This window comes from Guptibacillus hwajinpoensis, assembly GCF_001039475.1.
Taxonomy (GTDB): domain Bacteria; phylum Bacillota; class Bacilli; order Bacillales; family Guptibacillaceae; genus Guptibacillus; species Guptibacillus hwajinpoensis.
Map to the genome: position 1 here is coordinate 542129 of NZ_LELK01000001.1, position 16155 is coordinate 558283.

Consider the following 16155-nt stretch of genomic DNA (forward strand, 5'->3'; position numbering starts at 1 on the left):
AACATGAATGAAACAATAAAAGTATCTGTTCGTCCACTGGTGGAATATGCTTACCGGAGCGGAAGTATTGACACTCGTTTTCGCACGACAACAACAATGACTGAAGGCACTCGTCTGCATCAAATGATCCAAAAAACGTACGGTGAAGAAGATCAAAAAGAGATCCCCTTTGAGATCGATTATGTCTTTGAAGAGCTTCTTTTTCATATTGAAGGCCGATGTGATGGATTGTTGATGAGAGAAAACAAGCTCGTGATTGATGAAATTAAATCAACTTCTCTCCCGCTCACTGAAATCAATGAAGACTCCTATCCTGTTTATTGGGCGCAGGCGATGTGTTATGCCTATATGGCATCAAAGCGATTTGAGCGGGATGTGATTACCGTTCAACTGACGTACATCCAATCCCACTCTAAGGAAATCGTTCGCTACGAAAAAGACTTTACTTCCAGTCAGTTGACAGAATTTATGAATGAAGTAATTTCACATTATGCTCCATTTGCTAAATGGAAACAAAAACATATAAACCAAAGAACAGAAACAGCTAAGCTGTTACAATTTCCCTTTGATTCGTATCGAGATGGGCAACGCAAGCTAGCGGGAGCTGTTTATAAAACAGTTCAAGATGAAGCGACTTTATTTGCTACTGCTCCAACGGGCATTGGAAAGACGATCAGTACCCTTTTTCCAGTTGTGAAAGCGATGGGGGAAGGCTTTGGTCAAAAAATCTTCTACTTAACGGCAAAAACAATCACAAGAGAAACCGCCCAGGGAGCGTTTCGACTAATGGAAACAAAAGGCCTTCACACTTCTTCTGTGACGATCACTGCTAAAGATAAAGTTTGTTTTAAAGAGAAAACACTTTGCCAAAAGGACTATTGTGAATATGCTGATGGGTATTACGATCGGATTAATGACGGACTGCTTGATGTGTTAAGCAATGAAACGCGGATGACTCGAGATGTTATTGAACGGTATGCTCACAAGCACAGACTATGTCCTTTTGAGCTCTCACTTGATCTTGCTTATACGGCTGATGCTGTGATTTGTGACTACAATTACTTATTTGATCCGAGAGTTTCTTTAAAACGATTGATTGAAGAACAAAAGAAGCGTACGACTGTTCTCGTGGATGAAGCTCATAATCTTGTAGACCGAGCGAGAAGTATGTATTCAGCGGAACTATTCAAGTCACGGTTTCTGCAACTGAAACGTTCTTATAAAGGAAAGAACGTTGAGATCGTAAATGCTGCAGCAGCAATTAATCAATTTATGATTGAACTAAGAAAATCATGCGAGAATGGAAAGCTTGTGTTACAAAGCGTTGATGAAGAGTTATTAGTAAAACTCGATACATTTATTCAGGTCAGCGAACAGGAGTTACTTCACCAGGGAAATGATGAAGAGCTGCTGGATGCTTATTTTGCATCACAAAATTTTATTCGCATTGCAAAACTTTACGATGAACGATTCATCACATATGTTGAATCCGGTAAATCAGAAGTGAAAATCAAATTGTTTTGTTTTGACCCTTCACATTTGCTTCAAACAATGCGTAAGGGTTTTCTGGCAACGATCTTTTTCTCTGCAACTTTTTCTCCACTATCTTATTATCAGGAAATGCTCGGTTGGAAAGAAGAAAATTATGCTATTCAAATCCCGTCACCCTTTCCTAGAGAAAATGCAAAGGTTTCAATTGCGCCCTTATCGACAAAGTATCGCGATCGAGCGAAAACGCTTCAACCGCTTGTGGAGCTCTTGCTTAAAGTGGTAGATGAAAAACCAGGGAATTATTTATTCTTTTTCCCGTCTTATGGATATATGGAGCAAGTCTATGACGCTTATACGTCTCAAAGCAATGGAATCGAGACAATTCTTCAGAAAAGCGGGATGACTGAGCAAGAACGAGAAGAATTTCTACACATGTTTACTGGTAATCGTCAGGCTAGCTTAATAGGTTTCGCAGTAGTTGGAGGAGTTTTCTCTGAAGGCATCGATCTAAAAGGCGACAGACTTACAGGCGTTGTTGTAGTGGGAGTTGGTCTTCCTAACTTTGATATCGAACGACAATTGATGAAAACGTATTTTGATGAGCAAGGAAGAAACGGTTTTGAATATACATATGTTTATCCGGGTATGAACCGTGTTCAACAAGCGGGAGGAAGACTCATTCGAACGGAAACGGATACTGGGCAGTTACTTCTAATCGATAGCCGTTATCTAGAACGACGGTACCAGCAATTACTTCCCTATGAATGGCAACATTTCGCTGTTTTAAAGGATAACTTAATCTAGAGAATGGGGGGATAGCGGTGTCCATTGATTTCAGTCACTATATCCATAAAGTACAACAGGATCTTCATAGGATACCTGAACCTGCTTTTAAGGAATTCAAAACAGCAGCTTACATTGAAAAAGAGCTCAAAAGCATGGGATATACTGTTCAATCAGGTATCGCAGGTACGGGGGTGATAGGTACATATAAGGGAGAGCGTGATCGTCCATGTATTGGTGTACGTGCTGATATGGACTGTATCACACACGAAGAAGATGGAAGGGTGTTTTATCGTCATTCGTGTGGCCATGATGCGCACTCAAGTATTGCCCTCGGCATCGCTAAACTTCTAAGTGAACAAAAGGAAAAGATGAAGGGTTCGGTTAAATTTATATTTCAACCTGCTGAAGAAATTATGCAGGGAGCAAAAGCGATGGTTCATGAAGGTGTATTAGAGGATGTTGATAGCTTGATTGGCTTCCATTTACGAACTGCAACAGAGTGTCCGACTGGATCTATGTCACCTGCCCTTATGCATAGTGCCGCGACTATTTTGACTGGAAAGATTCAAGGAAGAACAGCTCATGGTGGACGCCCGCACCTTGGTGTGAATGTTATTGATGTCTTTGGAACACTAATTAACTCGATTCATGCTATTCGACCTAATCCTCAAACCGGAACAACGATCAAATTCACCAGCCTCTCAGCAGGTGGGGGTTCTTATAATGTCATTCCTGGTAGTGGATCATTCGCTCTGGATGTTCGAAGTCGTGATAATAAAGAACTTCATCGAATGCTAGAGAGAATTGCCCGCATTATTCATCATACTGGAAGCATGTATGACGCTACGATTACGTATAAAGTGGAAGGTCGTGTTCCAGCACCAAGATATTCAGAAGAGCTCATTCAAGAAGCGAAGGTTGCAATTGAATCTGTTTTAGGCGAAGGTAAAGCAATTTCTCCTATACTAACACCAGGGGGAGAAGATTTTCACTATTACACAGATCTCACAAATATAGAAGCTGTCTTTCTCGGAATTGGTGCTAACGTCTCTCCAGGATTACATGATCCTTCTATGACCTTTGAAAAGAATTCACTTGTTGAGGCAGCAAATGTTATCAGTCATCTTGTAAATCAATTGCATAATAAAGAATAAAACCCGCATTTCGTGCGGGTTTTTACCTTGTGATAAACAAATTCGCGTTAACGTTTTGTCTATCGACTATTCTAAAATATTACTAGACTACATTTATTTTTGGGGTTTAGCTATATCCGATGTAGGTTATGGTAAGTAGAAGTTAAATTGTTCGACACAAGGAGTACTTTCATGAATTTAATTCTAACAATCATGTTATTTATCGCTGCAGCAATTGCGACATACTTTGTTGCAACGCGTCTCGCTATGTATGGAGATGCTATAAGTGAGAAAACGAAAACATCATCCGCTTTTATGGGGATCATCATAGGTGCGGCTATATCTTTACCGGAATTAACGTCAAGTGTCACAGCTATTGCGATTGACAGTCCTGATCTTGCAATCGGAAATTTGCTTGGTAGTAATTTATTTAATTTATTGGCACTTGCTGTTCTTGATATGGTTTATCGTCGTGAACAGATTATGGGGCAGACGGACCTTGGTAGTAAGCTTTATATTTATCTTGTTATTGTCATGACATTAATAGTCGTAGCTGGATTATCTTTAACCCTATCGGCAAGCATCTTTCATATTGGCTATAGTTCCATTGTCTTAGTGCTTTTTTATTTCATAGGAGTAAAGTGGATTAATAGTAAAACAGAAGAAAAAGTTAAACGAAAAAATCGTCGTAATGAAAAATACGGAGATTTTTCCTATCAGAGAGTTGTGACAATGTTTGTTCTTTCAGCTGTTGGAATCATGATTGTAGGCACAATATTGACGCTTACGGCAGACCGAATAGCTGACAGCACTGGCCTTGGTGCATCCTTTGTAGGTTCTTTTTTAGTTGGTGCAAGCACTTCACTTCCAGACGCAGTAAGTGTTGCTACGGCTCTTAAACTTCGGAACTATAGCATGGGGGTAAGTTCATTACTAGGAAGTAACGCCTTTAACATCATGCTTCTTTCCTTTACGGATGCCATATATCTTAAAACAAACATATTTCAGCATGCGAGTATGTCTAATATCGTTACAACAGTTTCAACGGTTGTTGTCGTTCTTGTCATTCTTTATAGTATTACACGAAAAGAGAAGCGAACGACGCTCTTTTATATGCTACCATCAATCGCAATTGTTGTTATTTACTTTATTGCTACCTTCATAGTTTATCAAATGAAATAGGTTGCAGGGAATTCCCTGCAACCTATTTTTTTATTTACAAAAGCTTACATAGCGGTAATGGTAACGCTAACTAAAAAATGATTGAAAATTTTTTTAAGTTTTAAGTGTTATTTACCGTGGAATCCTCCGTGATAGATTACATTTAGGAGGTCACTATGTCAAAAGGGAAAAGTATACACGCGTTAGTTATATTACTATTTACACAGTTCGTATCTGGTGGGGTTACGAATACAAAGGGGATTGTGCTTGATCAAGTCGAAGCAGATATTGGGCTTGATATGAGTCAATTTGGTTTAGTGGTTTTGATCTTTCAAATAGGCTTTACATTAGCAAGTTTGATTTTTGGTTATTTAACAGATAAAAAAGGCCTTCGTATTATGGTCATTATTGCGACACTCATTATGGGTGCTGGATTTCTAGGTACTGGGTTAGCATCTAATATTATGCTCTTTCTTGGTTTCTATATGTTAATTGGGTTTGGTCTTGGCGCACTCGGTGTTGCATCCAATGCAATCGTTCCTGCAGCTTACCCCAATAAACAAAATCAAATGTTTAATTTAGCAATGGGAATTTACGGACTAGGGATGATTGTTTTCCCACAAATTCTAAACTACCTCTTTGAATTTGCATCTTGGCGCTATTTCTACGCAGGAATTGCTGCATTGAATGTACTCGTTATTTTCTACGTTACATCAGTTTCCTTCCCGAATGGAAAAGCAGATAAGATTAACTTAAAAGCATTCATACCAATGTTAAAAGATGCGCAAATGGTCTTCTTAATGTTCTTCTTGATTTTTGAAGTATCAGCTGAAGTATCATTTACAAACTTCTTTCCACCATATTTAAAATCACTTGAACTTGGTGGTATATCAAATGAAGCGAAATCAGATATGGTAGCAACGATCTTATCACTGTTCTCTGTCTTCTTTATGGTCGGAAGACTTGGTGCTGCGTATCTTGCGAATAAACTGAACGAACGATTGATTATGATTACATTCTCGCTTGGGTCTGTTATTATCGTCGCCATCAGTTTCTTCTTTGCCAATCAAGTACCGTATCTATTTGCTGGCGCAGGACTTTTCTTCTCTACGTTGTTCCCAACAGCCACAGCATTCGGGACGACGATTTCAAAAAATCCAGGTTCAGCTCTTGGTCTAATCTACGTTGCTTCAGGAATTGGCGGCGGTTTAGCTGGGTATATAATCGGGCTTGTGTCTGAGGCATATGGTGAAAAAGGTGGCTTTGGTCTTGTTATTGTCTTCCTTCTACTAATGTTCATCATGTCGCTATTCTTGAATTCAAGCAAATCGAAACAAGTCGCAAGCGAATAGACGTTAAAAACCCGCCGGTATGCACCAGCGGGTTTTTGATATTATATTTATCTAGTAATGTGTGGCTAGGCAACTTTGCCTTGTTGACGGCTTGACGTTTTAGAAACGGCTGTAAAGATTCGCGGAGAAATAAGAGCCGCTACAGCACTCAATATAATATCTTTTGGTAAAGGAGCGAGCATCCAAATCCACGCCATACTATACGTAAATCCTTCTGGAGCAGCTGCCCAGAGTTTGTAAGCATAATACATATAGTTTGTACCTAGCACATAGTTCAAAATAAATCCAGTGAAGCTAGCGATCATAAACGTTGTGATGGTAGGCTTCAACTTTGATTCAACAATTTTACCAGCTACATATGCGACCAGAATATAAGATAAGATAAATCCGAATGTCGGTTTGAAAATAACACCTGGACCACCAGTAAATTGAGCAAATACAGGTGCTCCGGCTAATCCAACTAAAGTATAAACAATCATTGACGTTGCACCAAGTCTACTTCCGAGTAAAAGACCTGCAAGAATTGCAAAGAACGTTTGTAACGTAATGGGTACACCACCAACGACTAGAAATTGAGCTATATTTGCTCCAACAGCCATCAGTGCGGCAAACATCCCTGCGTAAACTAAATCAATTGTTTTCATTTTCCCCATAAAATGATCCTCGCTTTCATTATCACTATAATGAATCGTAAAAGAAAAAACCATTTGTGTCAACCGAAAAATAGTAACGGTTAACTAATGGATTCGATTTTACTAATTGAGTGTGGATGTAATTGTTTTGATAAGATAAAATTCATCACGATTATAACACCTTGATCATATTTTTAGTTAACATTTCACGTGTTATTTTGGAGCAACCTAATATGGAATTGGGTAAACGTTCGATTAGATCAGCATCTTCAATTGTCCATTTGAACGTTGAGAAATCGCTTGTGCTTCAAGAAAATTTATTACCAACTGAAAAATGTATGGTAAACTAAAAGCGAATGCACGTTGAGAGGAGCCTCTGTATGAATATGTTAAGAGGAACCCTTTTGTCGGTTTTGTTGCTATGTTTGGTTCTGGCTGTAGGTACTGCCTTCGCTAACGAACAAAATGATGATCTAGCATATGTAACTGGCGAGGTCCAAAAGAAAATGGTTCGTTATGAAGAGCCACAATTAACAATTAAAACAGATCAAGAAACTAACGAAGAAGATGAAATGGATCCAACAAATGAAAATGCAGAAGAGATGACAGAAGCTGCAGCTGACAAACCTTATTATTATCTTGTTGTTAACAAAAAGCCTTATTTAACCGATAGATTGGATTGGGAGTCTATTCATGAGGGTGACATTATCACAATTGGTTATCAGGCTGGTAATGTAGATGTCGCAAAAACAATTGATGAACAATAAACAATACGGTACAATACGGTTCGATGTTTTTTTCTCTCCTGCCAATGTGCAGGATTTTTTTATACGTTGAATTGAAACCATAACGCATGAAAGAAAATCAAATAATGGTTGTTAGCTTTATGTTGTTAAAGACTGTAGAGTGCTGCCTTACTATTAAAAACTTCAAGAACTGGCAATGCTTTTAAAAAAGGACGGGGTGTAAGAAAATATAGAAACACACGTTCTCATGTGGTAGGCTAGTCTATACAGCAAGTTGAAAGGGGAAAAACATGGTAACGAAACAGAAGCAAGAATACAGTGATGATTCGATCCAGGTTCTAGAAGGCCTTGAAGCTGTTAGGAAGCGTCCGGGTATGTATATCGGGAGCACTGACTCAAGAGGTTTGCATCACCTGGTTTATGAAATAGTAGATAACTCAGTTGATGAAGCTCTTGCAGGACATGGGAATGAAATCAACGTTACTTTATATGAAGATAATAGCGTTAGCATTGAAGATAATGGTCGTGGTATGCCTGTTGGAATGCACAAACTTGGTAAACCAACACCAGAAATTATCCTAACGATTCTCCACGCAGGTGGCAAATTTGGACAAGGTGGATACAAAACAAGTGGAGGATTACACGGTGTAGGCGCTTCCGTTGTGAACGCTCTATCGGAATGGCTAGAAGTTACCATTCATCGAGACGGCTTTATTTTTAAACAACGTTTCGAAAATGGTGGCAAGCCTGCAACAACACTAGAGAACATAGGCAAAACGCGTAAAACAGGAACTACGATTCATTTTAAACCTGATCCTACGATGTTTAGCACACTTAACTATAATTACGATACGCTCAGCGAACGCCTTCGTGAAGCAGCGTTCTTACTTAAAGGGCTTAAGATTGAACTAAATGACAAGCGCCATGATCGCAAAGAAGTTTTCTATTATGAAACCGGTATCGAAGCGTTTATCGACTACTTAAACGAAGATAAAGAGACGTTGCATCCAGTTGTAACGTTTAATGGTGAAAGCAACGGTATTGAATTGGATTTCTCATTTCAATATAACGATGGCTTTTCGGAAAATGTTCTCTCATTTGTTAATAACGTTCGAACAAGAGACGGCGGTACTCATGAATCGGGAATGAAAACAGCGATTACTCGTGTGATTAATGATTACGCGAAAAAAGTAAACCTTCTTAAAGAGAAAGATAAGAATCTAGAAGGAAATGATATTCGCGAAGGTTTTACAGCGATTGTATCTGTTCGAATTCCAGAAGAACTGCTTCAGTTCGAAGGACAAACGAAGAGTAAGCTCGGTACAAGTGAAGCACGATCAGCGATTGATGCGATTGTTTCTGGACAGATTTCTTATTTCTTAGAAGAAAATCCATCAATTAGTGAAATGTTAATCAAAAAATCAATTAAAGCGGCTCAGGCTCGCGAAGCAGCTAGAAGAGCACGTGAGGATGCGCGCTCTGGTAAGAAAGGAAAGCGGAAAGAAACGATTCTGAGCGGGAAATTAACCCCTGCCACGTCTCGTAACCCTAAGAAAAACGAATTGTATCTTGTTGAGGGTGACTCAGCTGGAGGATCTGCTAAGCAAGGACGAGATCGAAGAACGCAAGCTATTCTCCCGCTCCGTGGTAAGGTAATCAATACGGAAAAAGCAAAACTTCAGGATATATTTAAAAATGAAGAAATCAATACCATTATCCATGCGATTGGAGCGGGAGTAGGTCCCGACTTTGATATTGAGGATACAAACTACGACAAAATCATCATTATGACGGATGCTGACACAGATGGTGCACATATCCAGGTGCTTCTTCTAACGTTTTTCTATCGCTATATGAAGCAGCTTGTTGAACATGGGAAAATCTTTCTGGCACTTCCTCCTCTTTACAAGGTTAGTAAGGGGAAAGGAAAGAAAGAAGTTGTCGAGTATGCATGGGATGAAGAAGGTATGAAGGAAGCAATGAAGAAAGTCGGTAAAGGCTATACGATTCAGCGTTATAAGGGTCTAGGTGAAATGAACGCCGATCAATTATGGGAAACGACGATGAATCCTGAAAGTCGCACATTGATTCGAGTGAAGATTGAAGACATTGCTCGTGCTGAGAGACGCGTTTCTGTTCTTATGGGAGACAAAGTTGAACCTCGTAGACAATGGATTGAATCAAATGTGGCATTTGGACTGAATGAAGAGACCAACATCATCGAGAATGAGAACATTTCCATTATTGAAGAGGAGGCGTAACATTGGCTAACGCAGAAAAATTTCTAGATCTACCGCTAGAAGATGTCCTTGGAGACGCTTTTGGCCGCTATAGTAAATACATTATTCAGGACCGTGCCCTGCCCGATGCAAGGGACGGTCTGAAGCCTGTACAAAGACGTATTCTTTATGCGATGCATCATGAAGGAAATGTTGCAGATAAACCTTTCCGGAAATCAGCTAAAACGGTTGGTAACGTTATTGGTAACTACCATCCTCACGGCGATACCTCTGTTTATGACGCTATGGTGCGCATGACGCAGGATTGGAAAGTACGCAATATTCTAGTAGAAATGCACGGCAATAACGGAAGTGTTGATGGAGATCCACCTGCTGCCATGCGTTATACCGAAGCACGACTTTCTGCCATATCATCTGAACTCCTTCGTGATATTGATAAAGATACAGTAGAGTTTGCTCCGAACTTTGATGATACGCAGTATGAACCGATTGTGCTTCCTGCTCGTTTCCCAAACTTACTCGTTAACGGCTCAACTGGTATTTCTGCAGGATACGCAACAGATATTCCTCCACACAATTTAGGGGAAGTCATTGATGCTGCTGTTATGCAGATGGAAAACCCTGATGTGACGCTAGAAGAGCTAATGAATGTTGTTAAAGGACCTGATTTTCCAACAGGGGGCATTGCTCAAGGGACAGAAGGAATTCGTAAGGCATTTGAAACAGGTAAAGGGAAATTCATCCTACGTGGTAAAGCTGAAATTGAAGAAGTACGTGGTGGACGTCAACAAATTGTTGTAACTGAAATACCATATGAAATTAACAAGGCAAATCTCGTCAAGAAAATTGATGAACTACGCGTAGATCGCAAAGTAGAAGGTATTTCAGAAGTACGAGATGAGACGGATCGCACTGGTCTTAGGTTTGTGATCGAGTTAAAGAAAGACGCGGATGCAAATGGAATCCTGAAGTATTTATACAAAGCAACAGACTTACAAATTACGTACAATTACAATATGGTGGCGATTTATAACAAAACGCCTAAACAAATGGGCTTAAAGCGCATTCTGAGTGCGTACATTGAGCACCAGAAGGAAGTAGTCATCCGTCGTTCAGAGTATGACTTAAAACGAGCGAAGGATCGACAGCACGTTGTTGAAGGGCTTATTCGAGCGATATCCATTCTAGATGAAGTTATCGCTACCATTCGTTCATCAAAAGACAAGCGTGATGCAAAGAACAATTTAATAAGTCAGTACGACTTTACGGATGCCCAAGCCGAAGCAATTGTTAACTTACAGCTTTACCGCTTAACGAATACGGATATTACAACGCTTCAGAAAGAATCAGAAGAGCTTACGCAACTCATTAATAAGCTAGAAACGATTCTTGGCAGCGAGAAAAAACTTGTAAATCTAATTAAAAAAGAGCTTCTTGAAATACGTAAGAAGTATGCGGATCCTCGTATGACTAAAATCGAACAAGAAATTGAAGATATTAAAGTAAATCTTGAAGTAATGGTCCCGTCGGAGGATGTTATTGTAACCGTGACAGAAGATGGCTATGTCAAAAGGACAAGTCCTCGTTCATATGCTGCCTCAAACGGGAAAGATTTTGGGATGAAAGAGACAGATACTCTTCTTCGTCAATTTGATAGCAATACGACAAACACAATACTGCTATTCACCAACAAAGGTAGCTATCTCTATCTACCTGTTCATGAGCTCCCAGAAATCAGGTGGAAAGATCTCGGGCAGCATGTCGCCAATATTGTTTCAATTGAATCAGATGAGCGGATTATTGAGGCAATGGAGATCCAGGAGTTTAAGGAAGATCGCTATCTTGTTTTCGTTACCAAACAAGGAATGATAAAGAAAACCGAGCTATCGCACTACAAAGCTCAGCGCTATTCAAAGCCGCTAATGGCGCTTAAGCTTAAAAAAGATGATGAACTGGTTGATGTTTATGTAACTAACGGCAGTAAAGAAGTATTCATTGCGACGAACTTTGGTTATGGACTACGATTTAAAGAAGAAGAAATTAGTCTCGTTGGTCAGAGGGCGAGCGGAGTAAAAGGCATTAATTTAAAAGAAGATGATTTTGTGGTGAGTGGTATTATTTATGAACCCACAGCGAAATACGATCTGTTCCTTGTAACCCATCGAGGCGCGGTAAAGAAAATGCAGTTAAGTGAATTTGAAGTTACGACTCGAGCCAAACGTGGTGTCGTTATGCTGAGGGAATTAAAATCAAATCCTCATCGCGTAATTGGTGTAGAGGCCGTTACGAAGCAAGATCTGATTCTCATAAGAACGAAAAAAGGTGAGCCAGTAGAAGTAGATCCAGCAACGTATCGTCCGAATGATCGCTATAGCAATGGTTCATTTGTGATCGATGTAAGTGAAACTGGAGATGCAATTGAATTAAAAAAGAAGTCAAAACCTGAATAAAGGTAGTGGATCCGTCTAATCGACGGGTCTATTTTTTTTGGTGATGATTTACGTGATATATGCTATACTGAATCGGATGCGAACATATGATTGCATCCCCTCTAAATGGGCACTTTACAACAATTGAGAACACATCGCGAAAAAGAAGGAGGAGTATTATGGAGGGGAAAACACATGCCATTGGAGGTATATGCCTTGGCATAGCTACACAAAGTTATTACATAACGCAAAGTATGGACGCACCTGAGACCATCGTCTATTACGGGGCGTGTTTATTAGGGTCTCTCTTACCAGATATATGTCATCCAGGCTCATGGACAGGCAGAAGAGCTAGGGTGCTTTCAAAAGGAATCAGTCGGTTCTTTGGACACCGAACAATCACACATAGTATTCTTTTTATTCTACTTATATACTGGCTAACCTCAACCTTTTCATTTCAATATGATGAGTTGGTCCAAACAGGGCTTCTGGTCGGCATTGTTAGCCACTTGTTACTCGACGCCATGACGGTTAGAGGCATTCAATTGTTCTATCCCATCACAATTCGTGTGCGTTTCCCAATGTACATGAAAACTGCTTCAAAAGCGGAAGGCATAGTATCGAGTATTCTTGTCTTGAGTGCGCTTTTCCTGATATACAAACAATTGTTCGCATAGCGGGAAAAAGCGCACTTTTTACACATGTAAGCATGATTACAGTCAAATAACTGAAAATGAGGTAAGGTAGACAGAAGAACGTAAAAGAGAGGATGGGAAGATGAAGTATCCAAAAACATGGTTAAAGTGGGGAGGAATCCTAGCGGCAGTAGCTTTACTCATCTGGTTTAGCCGTTCCTACCTAGACTTTCGAGTAGAAGAAATCAGAGATTGGATACTATCCTTTGGTATACTTGCTCCAATTGTTTATATGGTCATCTATACGATCCGACCATTAATATTCTTCCCGGCATCTGTTCTATCGATTGCCGGCGGACTAGCTTTCGGCTCACTCTTCGGAACGATTTATACCGTTATCGGGGCCACAGGTGGGGCAGTATTATCATTTATTGTAGCTAGAAAACTAGGGAAATCAATTGCAAATAAAGATTGGCAAGGGAAAGGGCGTAAATTACAGGATCAACTTGAGAAAAATGGTTTTTTCTATGTTCTATTTTTCCGATTCGTTCCACTATTTAACTTTGATCTTATTAGTTACTCAGCTGGTTTATCCAAGATTAAATTTACTTCGTTCTTCCTAGGTACATTAATCGGAATTATCCCAGGGACATTTGCTTATAATTTTCTTGGCAGTAGTCTTGTAACAGGTGATCCAAAAGTTATTGCTTTAGCGGTGGGCGTCTTTATCATACTATCCGTTATTCCGATCTTGATTCGAAACAAAGTTATGAAATCAAATTCGTCTATTAGTGAGAAAGTAGACTAGAAAAGGAGCATAGTGCACAGGCACTTGCTCCTTTTCTATTATGAATTGATTTCTTTATGACGGTTTTCTTTAAGAATCCTTTTTGTTTTACGGCGTTCTAGCAGTAAATATATGATTGTGGAGGTGAGTAAAATACCGTGTGTAATTGAAAATTCCGTTCCGAAATAATCACTGTTCCAGTAAGAAACCACTCCAGGAATGACTACTTTATAAACGGGGTAGAAAATAGGAACTGCATCACTTACGTGTGTAAAGAAATCAACGACAACATGAAGGAACCATCCCCAAATGAAGCCGGATAAAGGAGTAAGCTTAAATCCGCGATGTATCATCATTAAGACAATAAAAGCTATAGCCCAGATGACGATGGAATGACCAAGCTTACGCAAAATATCAACAACAGGATGTTCAAATAGACCATGAATAAAATAATGCATCGATAACTGTACAGCGGGATCAATAAGTTTTTGAATACTTCGCTCTACTAATAGATATAGAAACATCACATAATAAATGATGTCAGGCGCAATGCCACCAATAACAATATATTTAACGGTTTGGCGCTTCTTTTTCCGAAAGAAAAAGTAACTCCAGAATGCATGGTGTAATGTATTCATATGGAACCGATCCTCGCTTTAGTTAATGTAATCAAGTCTTTATTATTAAATAACGAAATCATAAATGCAGTAAGCATCCTTACGTAGCTTCATTCTATCATTAATTTCGTCAGATTAAAGGATGTTCGTACTATGACAGGCAAGTCCTCTGACAGGAGGAGGGAAGTTTTGATAAAGTATATATGGAAAAGAACAAAGATGGAGGCGCGAAAATGAACCTTTTTGATGAACGGATCAATCGGTATGGAACACACTCTGTAAAATGGGATCACACAGATGCGATATATGAAAAAGAAAATTTGTTACCTATGTGGGTAGCTGATATGGACTTTAGAGCTCCACAAGCTGTGATTGACGCGTTAACAAAGCGGAGTCAACATGGCATATTTGGCTATTCTATGCCAACTGAAGATACAAAATCTGCTATTCAAAAGTGGCTAGATCGACGGCACAAATGGTCCATTCAACAAGATTGGATTGTTTTTACACCTGGTGTTGTTCTGGCACTTTCAGCTGCAGTGAATGTATACACGAAGAAAGGCGAGAAAGTGGTTATTCAATCACCTGTTTATTATCCGTTCCGTGATATGGTTGAAAAAAACGAGCGACATGTTGTTGATAATCCACTTAGGTTGGAAAAAGACAAATATGTGATGGATTACGATCATCTTGAACAGACACTCAAAGATCCAGAAGTAACGATGCTACTCTTATGTAATCCACATAATCCAGTAGGCAGGGTTTGGACAAGAAACGAGCTTTTAAAGCTTGCTGAGCTTTGTACAAGACACAATGTGTTAATCGTGTCTGATGACATTCATTTTGATTTAATTCTTAAAGAGAATAAACATACGTTAATTTCAACACTATCTGATGATATAGCATCAAATACGATTACTTGTATAGCGCCTAGTAAAACGTTTAATCTTGCGGGTATGCAATTATCGACTATTATAATTCCTGATAGTGAAAAGCGGGAGCAATTCAATGAGTATATGGGGAAACTAGGCTTATTTGCTCCAAGTCCGTTTGGAATAACGGCTATTGAAGCAGCCTATACACATGGGGAAGAATGGTTAGAGCAATTAATAACATACTTAGAAGGAAATCTTGATTATCTTAAATCATTTATTGCTGAGCGTTTGCCAGAAATTGAGGTTATTGAACCTGAAGGTACTTATCTTGTGTGGTTAGATTTTAGAAAGCTCTCAATGTCTCATGAAGAATTAGAACGATTGATTCAGGAAGATGCTAAATTAGCATTGGATGAGGGTTATATATTTGGTGAAGGTGGAAAAGGCTTTGAACGAATGAATATTGCTTGTCCTCGTTCGATTCTAAAAGAAGGATTAGAGCGGCTGGAGCAAGCTTTGCTACAACGAAAGTAACAACGAACGCCCTGGTTTAATGACCAGGGCGTTCGTTTATTATCAAGATGTGAAGATTAGTAAATAACATTCTTATTTAGAGGGCGAAGAGGAAGTTCTAAGACAGGTTTATAGATTTCATTTTCATTTAAACAAAACAGGTGAATGGAATGAACTCTAAAAGGTTCAAAACCTCCTAATTTTTCATCGGCATCTTGTTTCATTTGGTGGAATTGGTTGTTCACATGGATACCAGCTTGCTTTGCGAGTGTTAAATGAGGAATGAAATCCGTCGCTTCGAAATACGTTTTTTGTTCTTCAACTGTCGGCTTAATAGCATCTACTAATAGAAGATGAAGGCTAACAATCTCTTTCGATAGCACGCTGCTGAACAATACCTTTGACCCGAAAGTTGCAGGTGCACCAAGTTTTAAGTCAAAAGCGGGGAAGTCATGACATACTTTTTCGATCTTTGGTAGCCAGCTTTTTTCTTCCGTTAATCCACCTTGAGCTTTAATTGTAATGTGTGGAGGGGAAATCTCTTGATAACTCCATCTTTTTCGAAACGAACTGATCTCATTTGTTATGTGCAGTGGAGGGAGGATTCCAATAAAAAACGGCATTGCTTAATCTCCTTCATTTTATAAGATAGATCGACATATAATTGATCATTTCGAAAGCGTGTTACTAGTATTCTTAATTCGCTATTGAGCTATCATCACCTTTAAAATAAGGTATTAAGGGCACAAAATGATAAA

Annotated in this window: 13 protein-coding genes; 10 read left to right on the top strand and 3 right to left on the bottom strand. The window is 39.2% G+C overall.

What is annotated here, in order from left to right; translation table 11 throughout:
* Positions 1 to 3: 3 nt before the first annotated feature.
* From AB986_RS02870 to AB986_RS02885, 4 genes are all read left to right on the top strand, one after another.
* Positions 4 to 2295, top strand: a complete 2292-nt coding sequence (locus AB986_RS02870; RefSeq protein ID WP_048309373.1) for a helicase C-terminal domain-containing protein — start codon at positions 4 to 6, stop codon at positions 2293 to 2295.
* 17 nt (positions 2296 to 2312) lie between these two features.
* A complete protein-coding gene (locus AB986_RS02875) occupies positions 2313 to 3431 on the top strand; it encodes an amidohydrolase (RefSeq protein WP_053216014.1) in 1119 nt (372 codons plus the stop codon).
* Positions 3432 to 3602: 171 nt separating this feature from the next.
* Positions 3603 to 4592 (top strand): sodium:calcium antiporter, encoded by a 990-nt coding sequence (locus AB986_RS02880; RefSeq protein WP_048309375.1) that lies wholly within the window; start codon positions 3603 to 3605, stop codon positions 4590 to 4592.
* Positions 4593 to 4747: 155 nt separating this feature from the next.
* The gene (locus AB986_RS02885; RefSeq protein WP_048309376.1) at positions 4748 to 5923 is read left to right on the top strand and encodes an MFS transporter; all 1176 of its coding nucleotides are present in this window, start codon (positions 4748 to 4750) and stop codon (positions 5921 to 5923) included.
* A 65-nt stretch (positions 5924 to 5988) separates the two neighbouring features.
* Here AB986_RS02885 and AB986_RS02890 read toward each other — a convergent pair whose 3' ends face one another.
* The gene (locus tag AB986_RS02890) at positions 5989 to 6576 is read right to left on the bottom strand and encodes a biotin transporter BioY (RefSeq protein WP_048310813.1); all 588 of its coding nucleotides are present in this window, start codon (positions 6574 to 6576) and stop codon (positions 5989 to 5991) included.
* Between the two features lie 359 nt (positions 6577 to 6935).
* Between AB986_RS02890 and AB986_RS02895 the strand changes: the two genes are divergently transcribed.
* The 5 genes from AB986_RS02895 (at position 6936) to AB986_RS02915 (ending at position 13413) form a co-directional block, all read left to right on the top strand.
* Positions 6936 to 7322 (top strand): hypothetical protein, encoded by a 387-nt coding sequence (locus tag AB986_RS02895; RefSeq protein ID WP_048309377.1) that lies wholly within the window; start codon positions 6936 to 6938, stop codon positions 7320 to 7322.
* A gap of 269 nt (positions 7323 to 7591) precedes the next feature.
* The gene (parE, locus tag AB986_RS02900; protein ID WP_048309378.1) at positions 7592 to 9562 is read left to right on the top strand and encodes a DNA topoisomerase IV subunit B; all 1971 of its coding nucleotides are present in this window, start codon (positions 7592 to 7594) and stop codon (positions 9560 to 9562) included.
* Between the two features lie 2 nt (positions 9563 to 9564).
* Positions 9565 to 11991, top strand: coding sequence for a DNA topoisomerase IV subunit A (gene parC / locus AB986_RS02905; RefSeq protein ID WP_048309379.1), 2427 nt, complete (start codon positions 9565 to 9567; stop codon positions 11989 to 11991).
* Between the two features lie 158 nt (positions 11992 to 12149).
* Positions 12150 to 12647 carry a metal-dependent hydrolase gene (locus tag AB986_RS02910; protein WP_048309381.1) on the top strand — a complete coding sequence of 166 codons (498 nt, stop codon included), beginning with the start codon at positions 12150 to 12152 and terminating at the stop codon, positions 12645 to 12647.
* Between the two features lie 100 nt (positions 12648 to 12747).
* Entirely contained in the window at positions 12748 to 13413 is a 666-nt protein-coding gene (locus AB986_RS02915; RefSeq protein ID WP_048309383.1) for a TVP38/TMEM64 family protein, read from the top strand.
* Between the two features lie 38 nt (positions 13414 to 13451).
* Here AB986_RS02915 and AB986_RS02920 read toward each other — a convergent pair whose 3' ends face one another.
* Positions 13452 to 14030 (bottom strand): metal-dependent hydrolase, encoded by a 579-nt coding sequence (locus AB986_RS02920; RefSeq protein WP_048309384.1) that lies wholly within the window; start codon positions 14028 to 14030, stop codon positions 13452 to 13454.
* Between the two features lie 212 nt (positions 14031 to 14242).
* Here AB986_RS02920 and AB986_RS02925 point away from each other — a divergent pair, with 212 nt between their 5' ends.
* Positions 14243 to 15418, top strand: a complete 1176-nt coding sequence (locus AB986_RS02925) for a MalY/PatB family protein (RefSeq protein WP_048310814.1) — start codon at positions 14243 to 14245, stop codon at positions 15416 to 15418.
* A 56-nt stretch (positions 15419 to 15474) separates the two neighbouring features.
* Here AB986_RS02925 and AB986_RS02930 read toward each other — a convergent pair whose 3' ends face one another.
* Entirely contained in the window at positions 15475 to 16020 is a 546-nt protein-coding gene (locus AB986_RS02930; protein ID WP_048309386.1) for a 2'-5' RNA ligase family protein, read from the bottom strand.
* Positions 16021 to 16155: the final 135 nt, after the last annotated feature.

Excerpts from the sequence above, each read along its gene's own strand:
- AB986_RS02870 (WP_048309373.1), top strand. The coding sequence starts at position 4 with ATGAATGAAACAATAAAAGTATCTGTTCGTCCACTGGTGGAATATGCT.
- AB986_RS02880 (WP_048309375.1), top strand. The coding sequence starts at position 3,603 with ATGAATTTAATTCTAACAATCATGTTATTTATCGCTGCAGCAATTGCG.
- AB986_RS02885 (WP_048309376.1), top strand. The coding sequence starts at position 4,748 with ATGTCAAAAGGGAAAAGTATACACGCGTTAGTTATATTACTATTTACA.
- AB986_RS02890 (WP_048310813.1), bottom strand. The coding sequence starts at position 6,576 with ATGGGGAAAATGAAAACAATTGATTTAGTTTACGCAGGGATGTTTGCC.
- AB986_RS02895 (WP_048309377.1), top strand. The coding sequence starts at position 6,936 with ATGAATATGTTAAGAGGAACCCTTTTGTCGGTTTTGTTGCTATGTTTG.
- parE (WP_048309378.1), top strand. The coding sequence starts at position 7,592 with ATGGTAACGAAACAGAAGCAAGAATACAGTGATGATTCGATCCAGGTT.
- AB986_RS02910 (WP_048309381.1), top strand. The coding sequence starts at position 12,150 with ATGGAGGGGAAAACACATGCCATTGGAGGTATATGCCTTGGCATAGCT.
- AB986_RS02915 (WP_048309383.1), top strand. The coding sequence starts at position 12,748 with ATGAAGTATCCAAAAACATGGTTAAAGTGGGGAGGAATCCTAGCGGCA.
- AB986_RS02920 (WP_048309384.1), bottom strand. The coding sequence starts at position 14,030 with ATGAATACATTACACCATGCATTCTGGAGTTACTTTTTCTTTCGGAAA.
- AB986_RS02925 (WP_048310814.1), top strand. The coding sequence starts at position 14,243 with ATGAACCTTTTTGATGAACGGATCAATCGGTATGGAACACACTCTGTA.
- AB986_RS02930 (WP_048309386.1), bottom strand. The coding sequence starts at position 16,020 with ATGCCGTTTTTTATTGGAATCCTCCCTCCACTGCACATAACAAATGAG.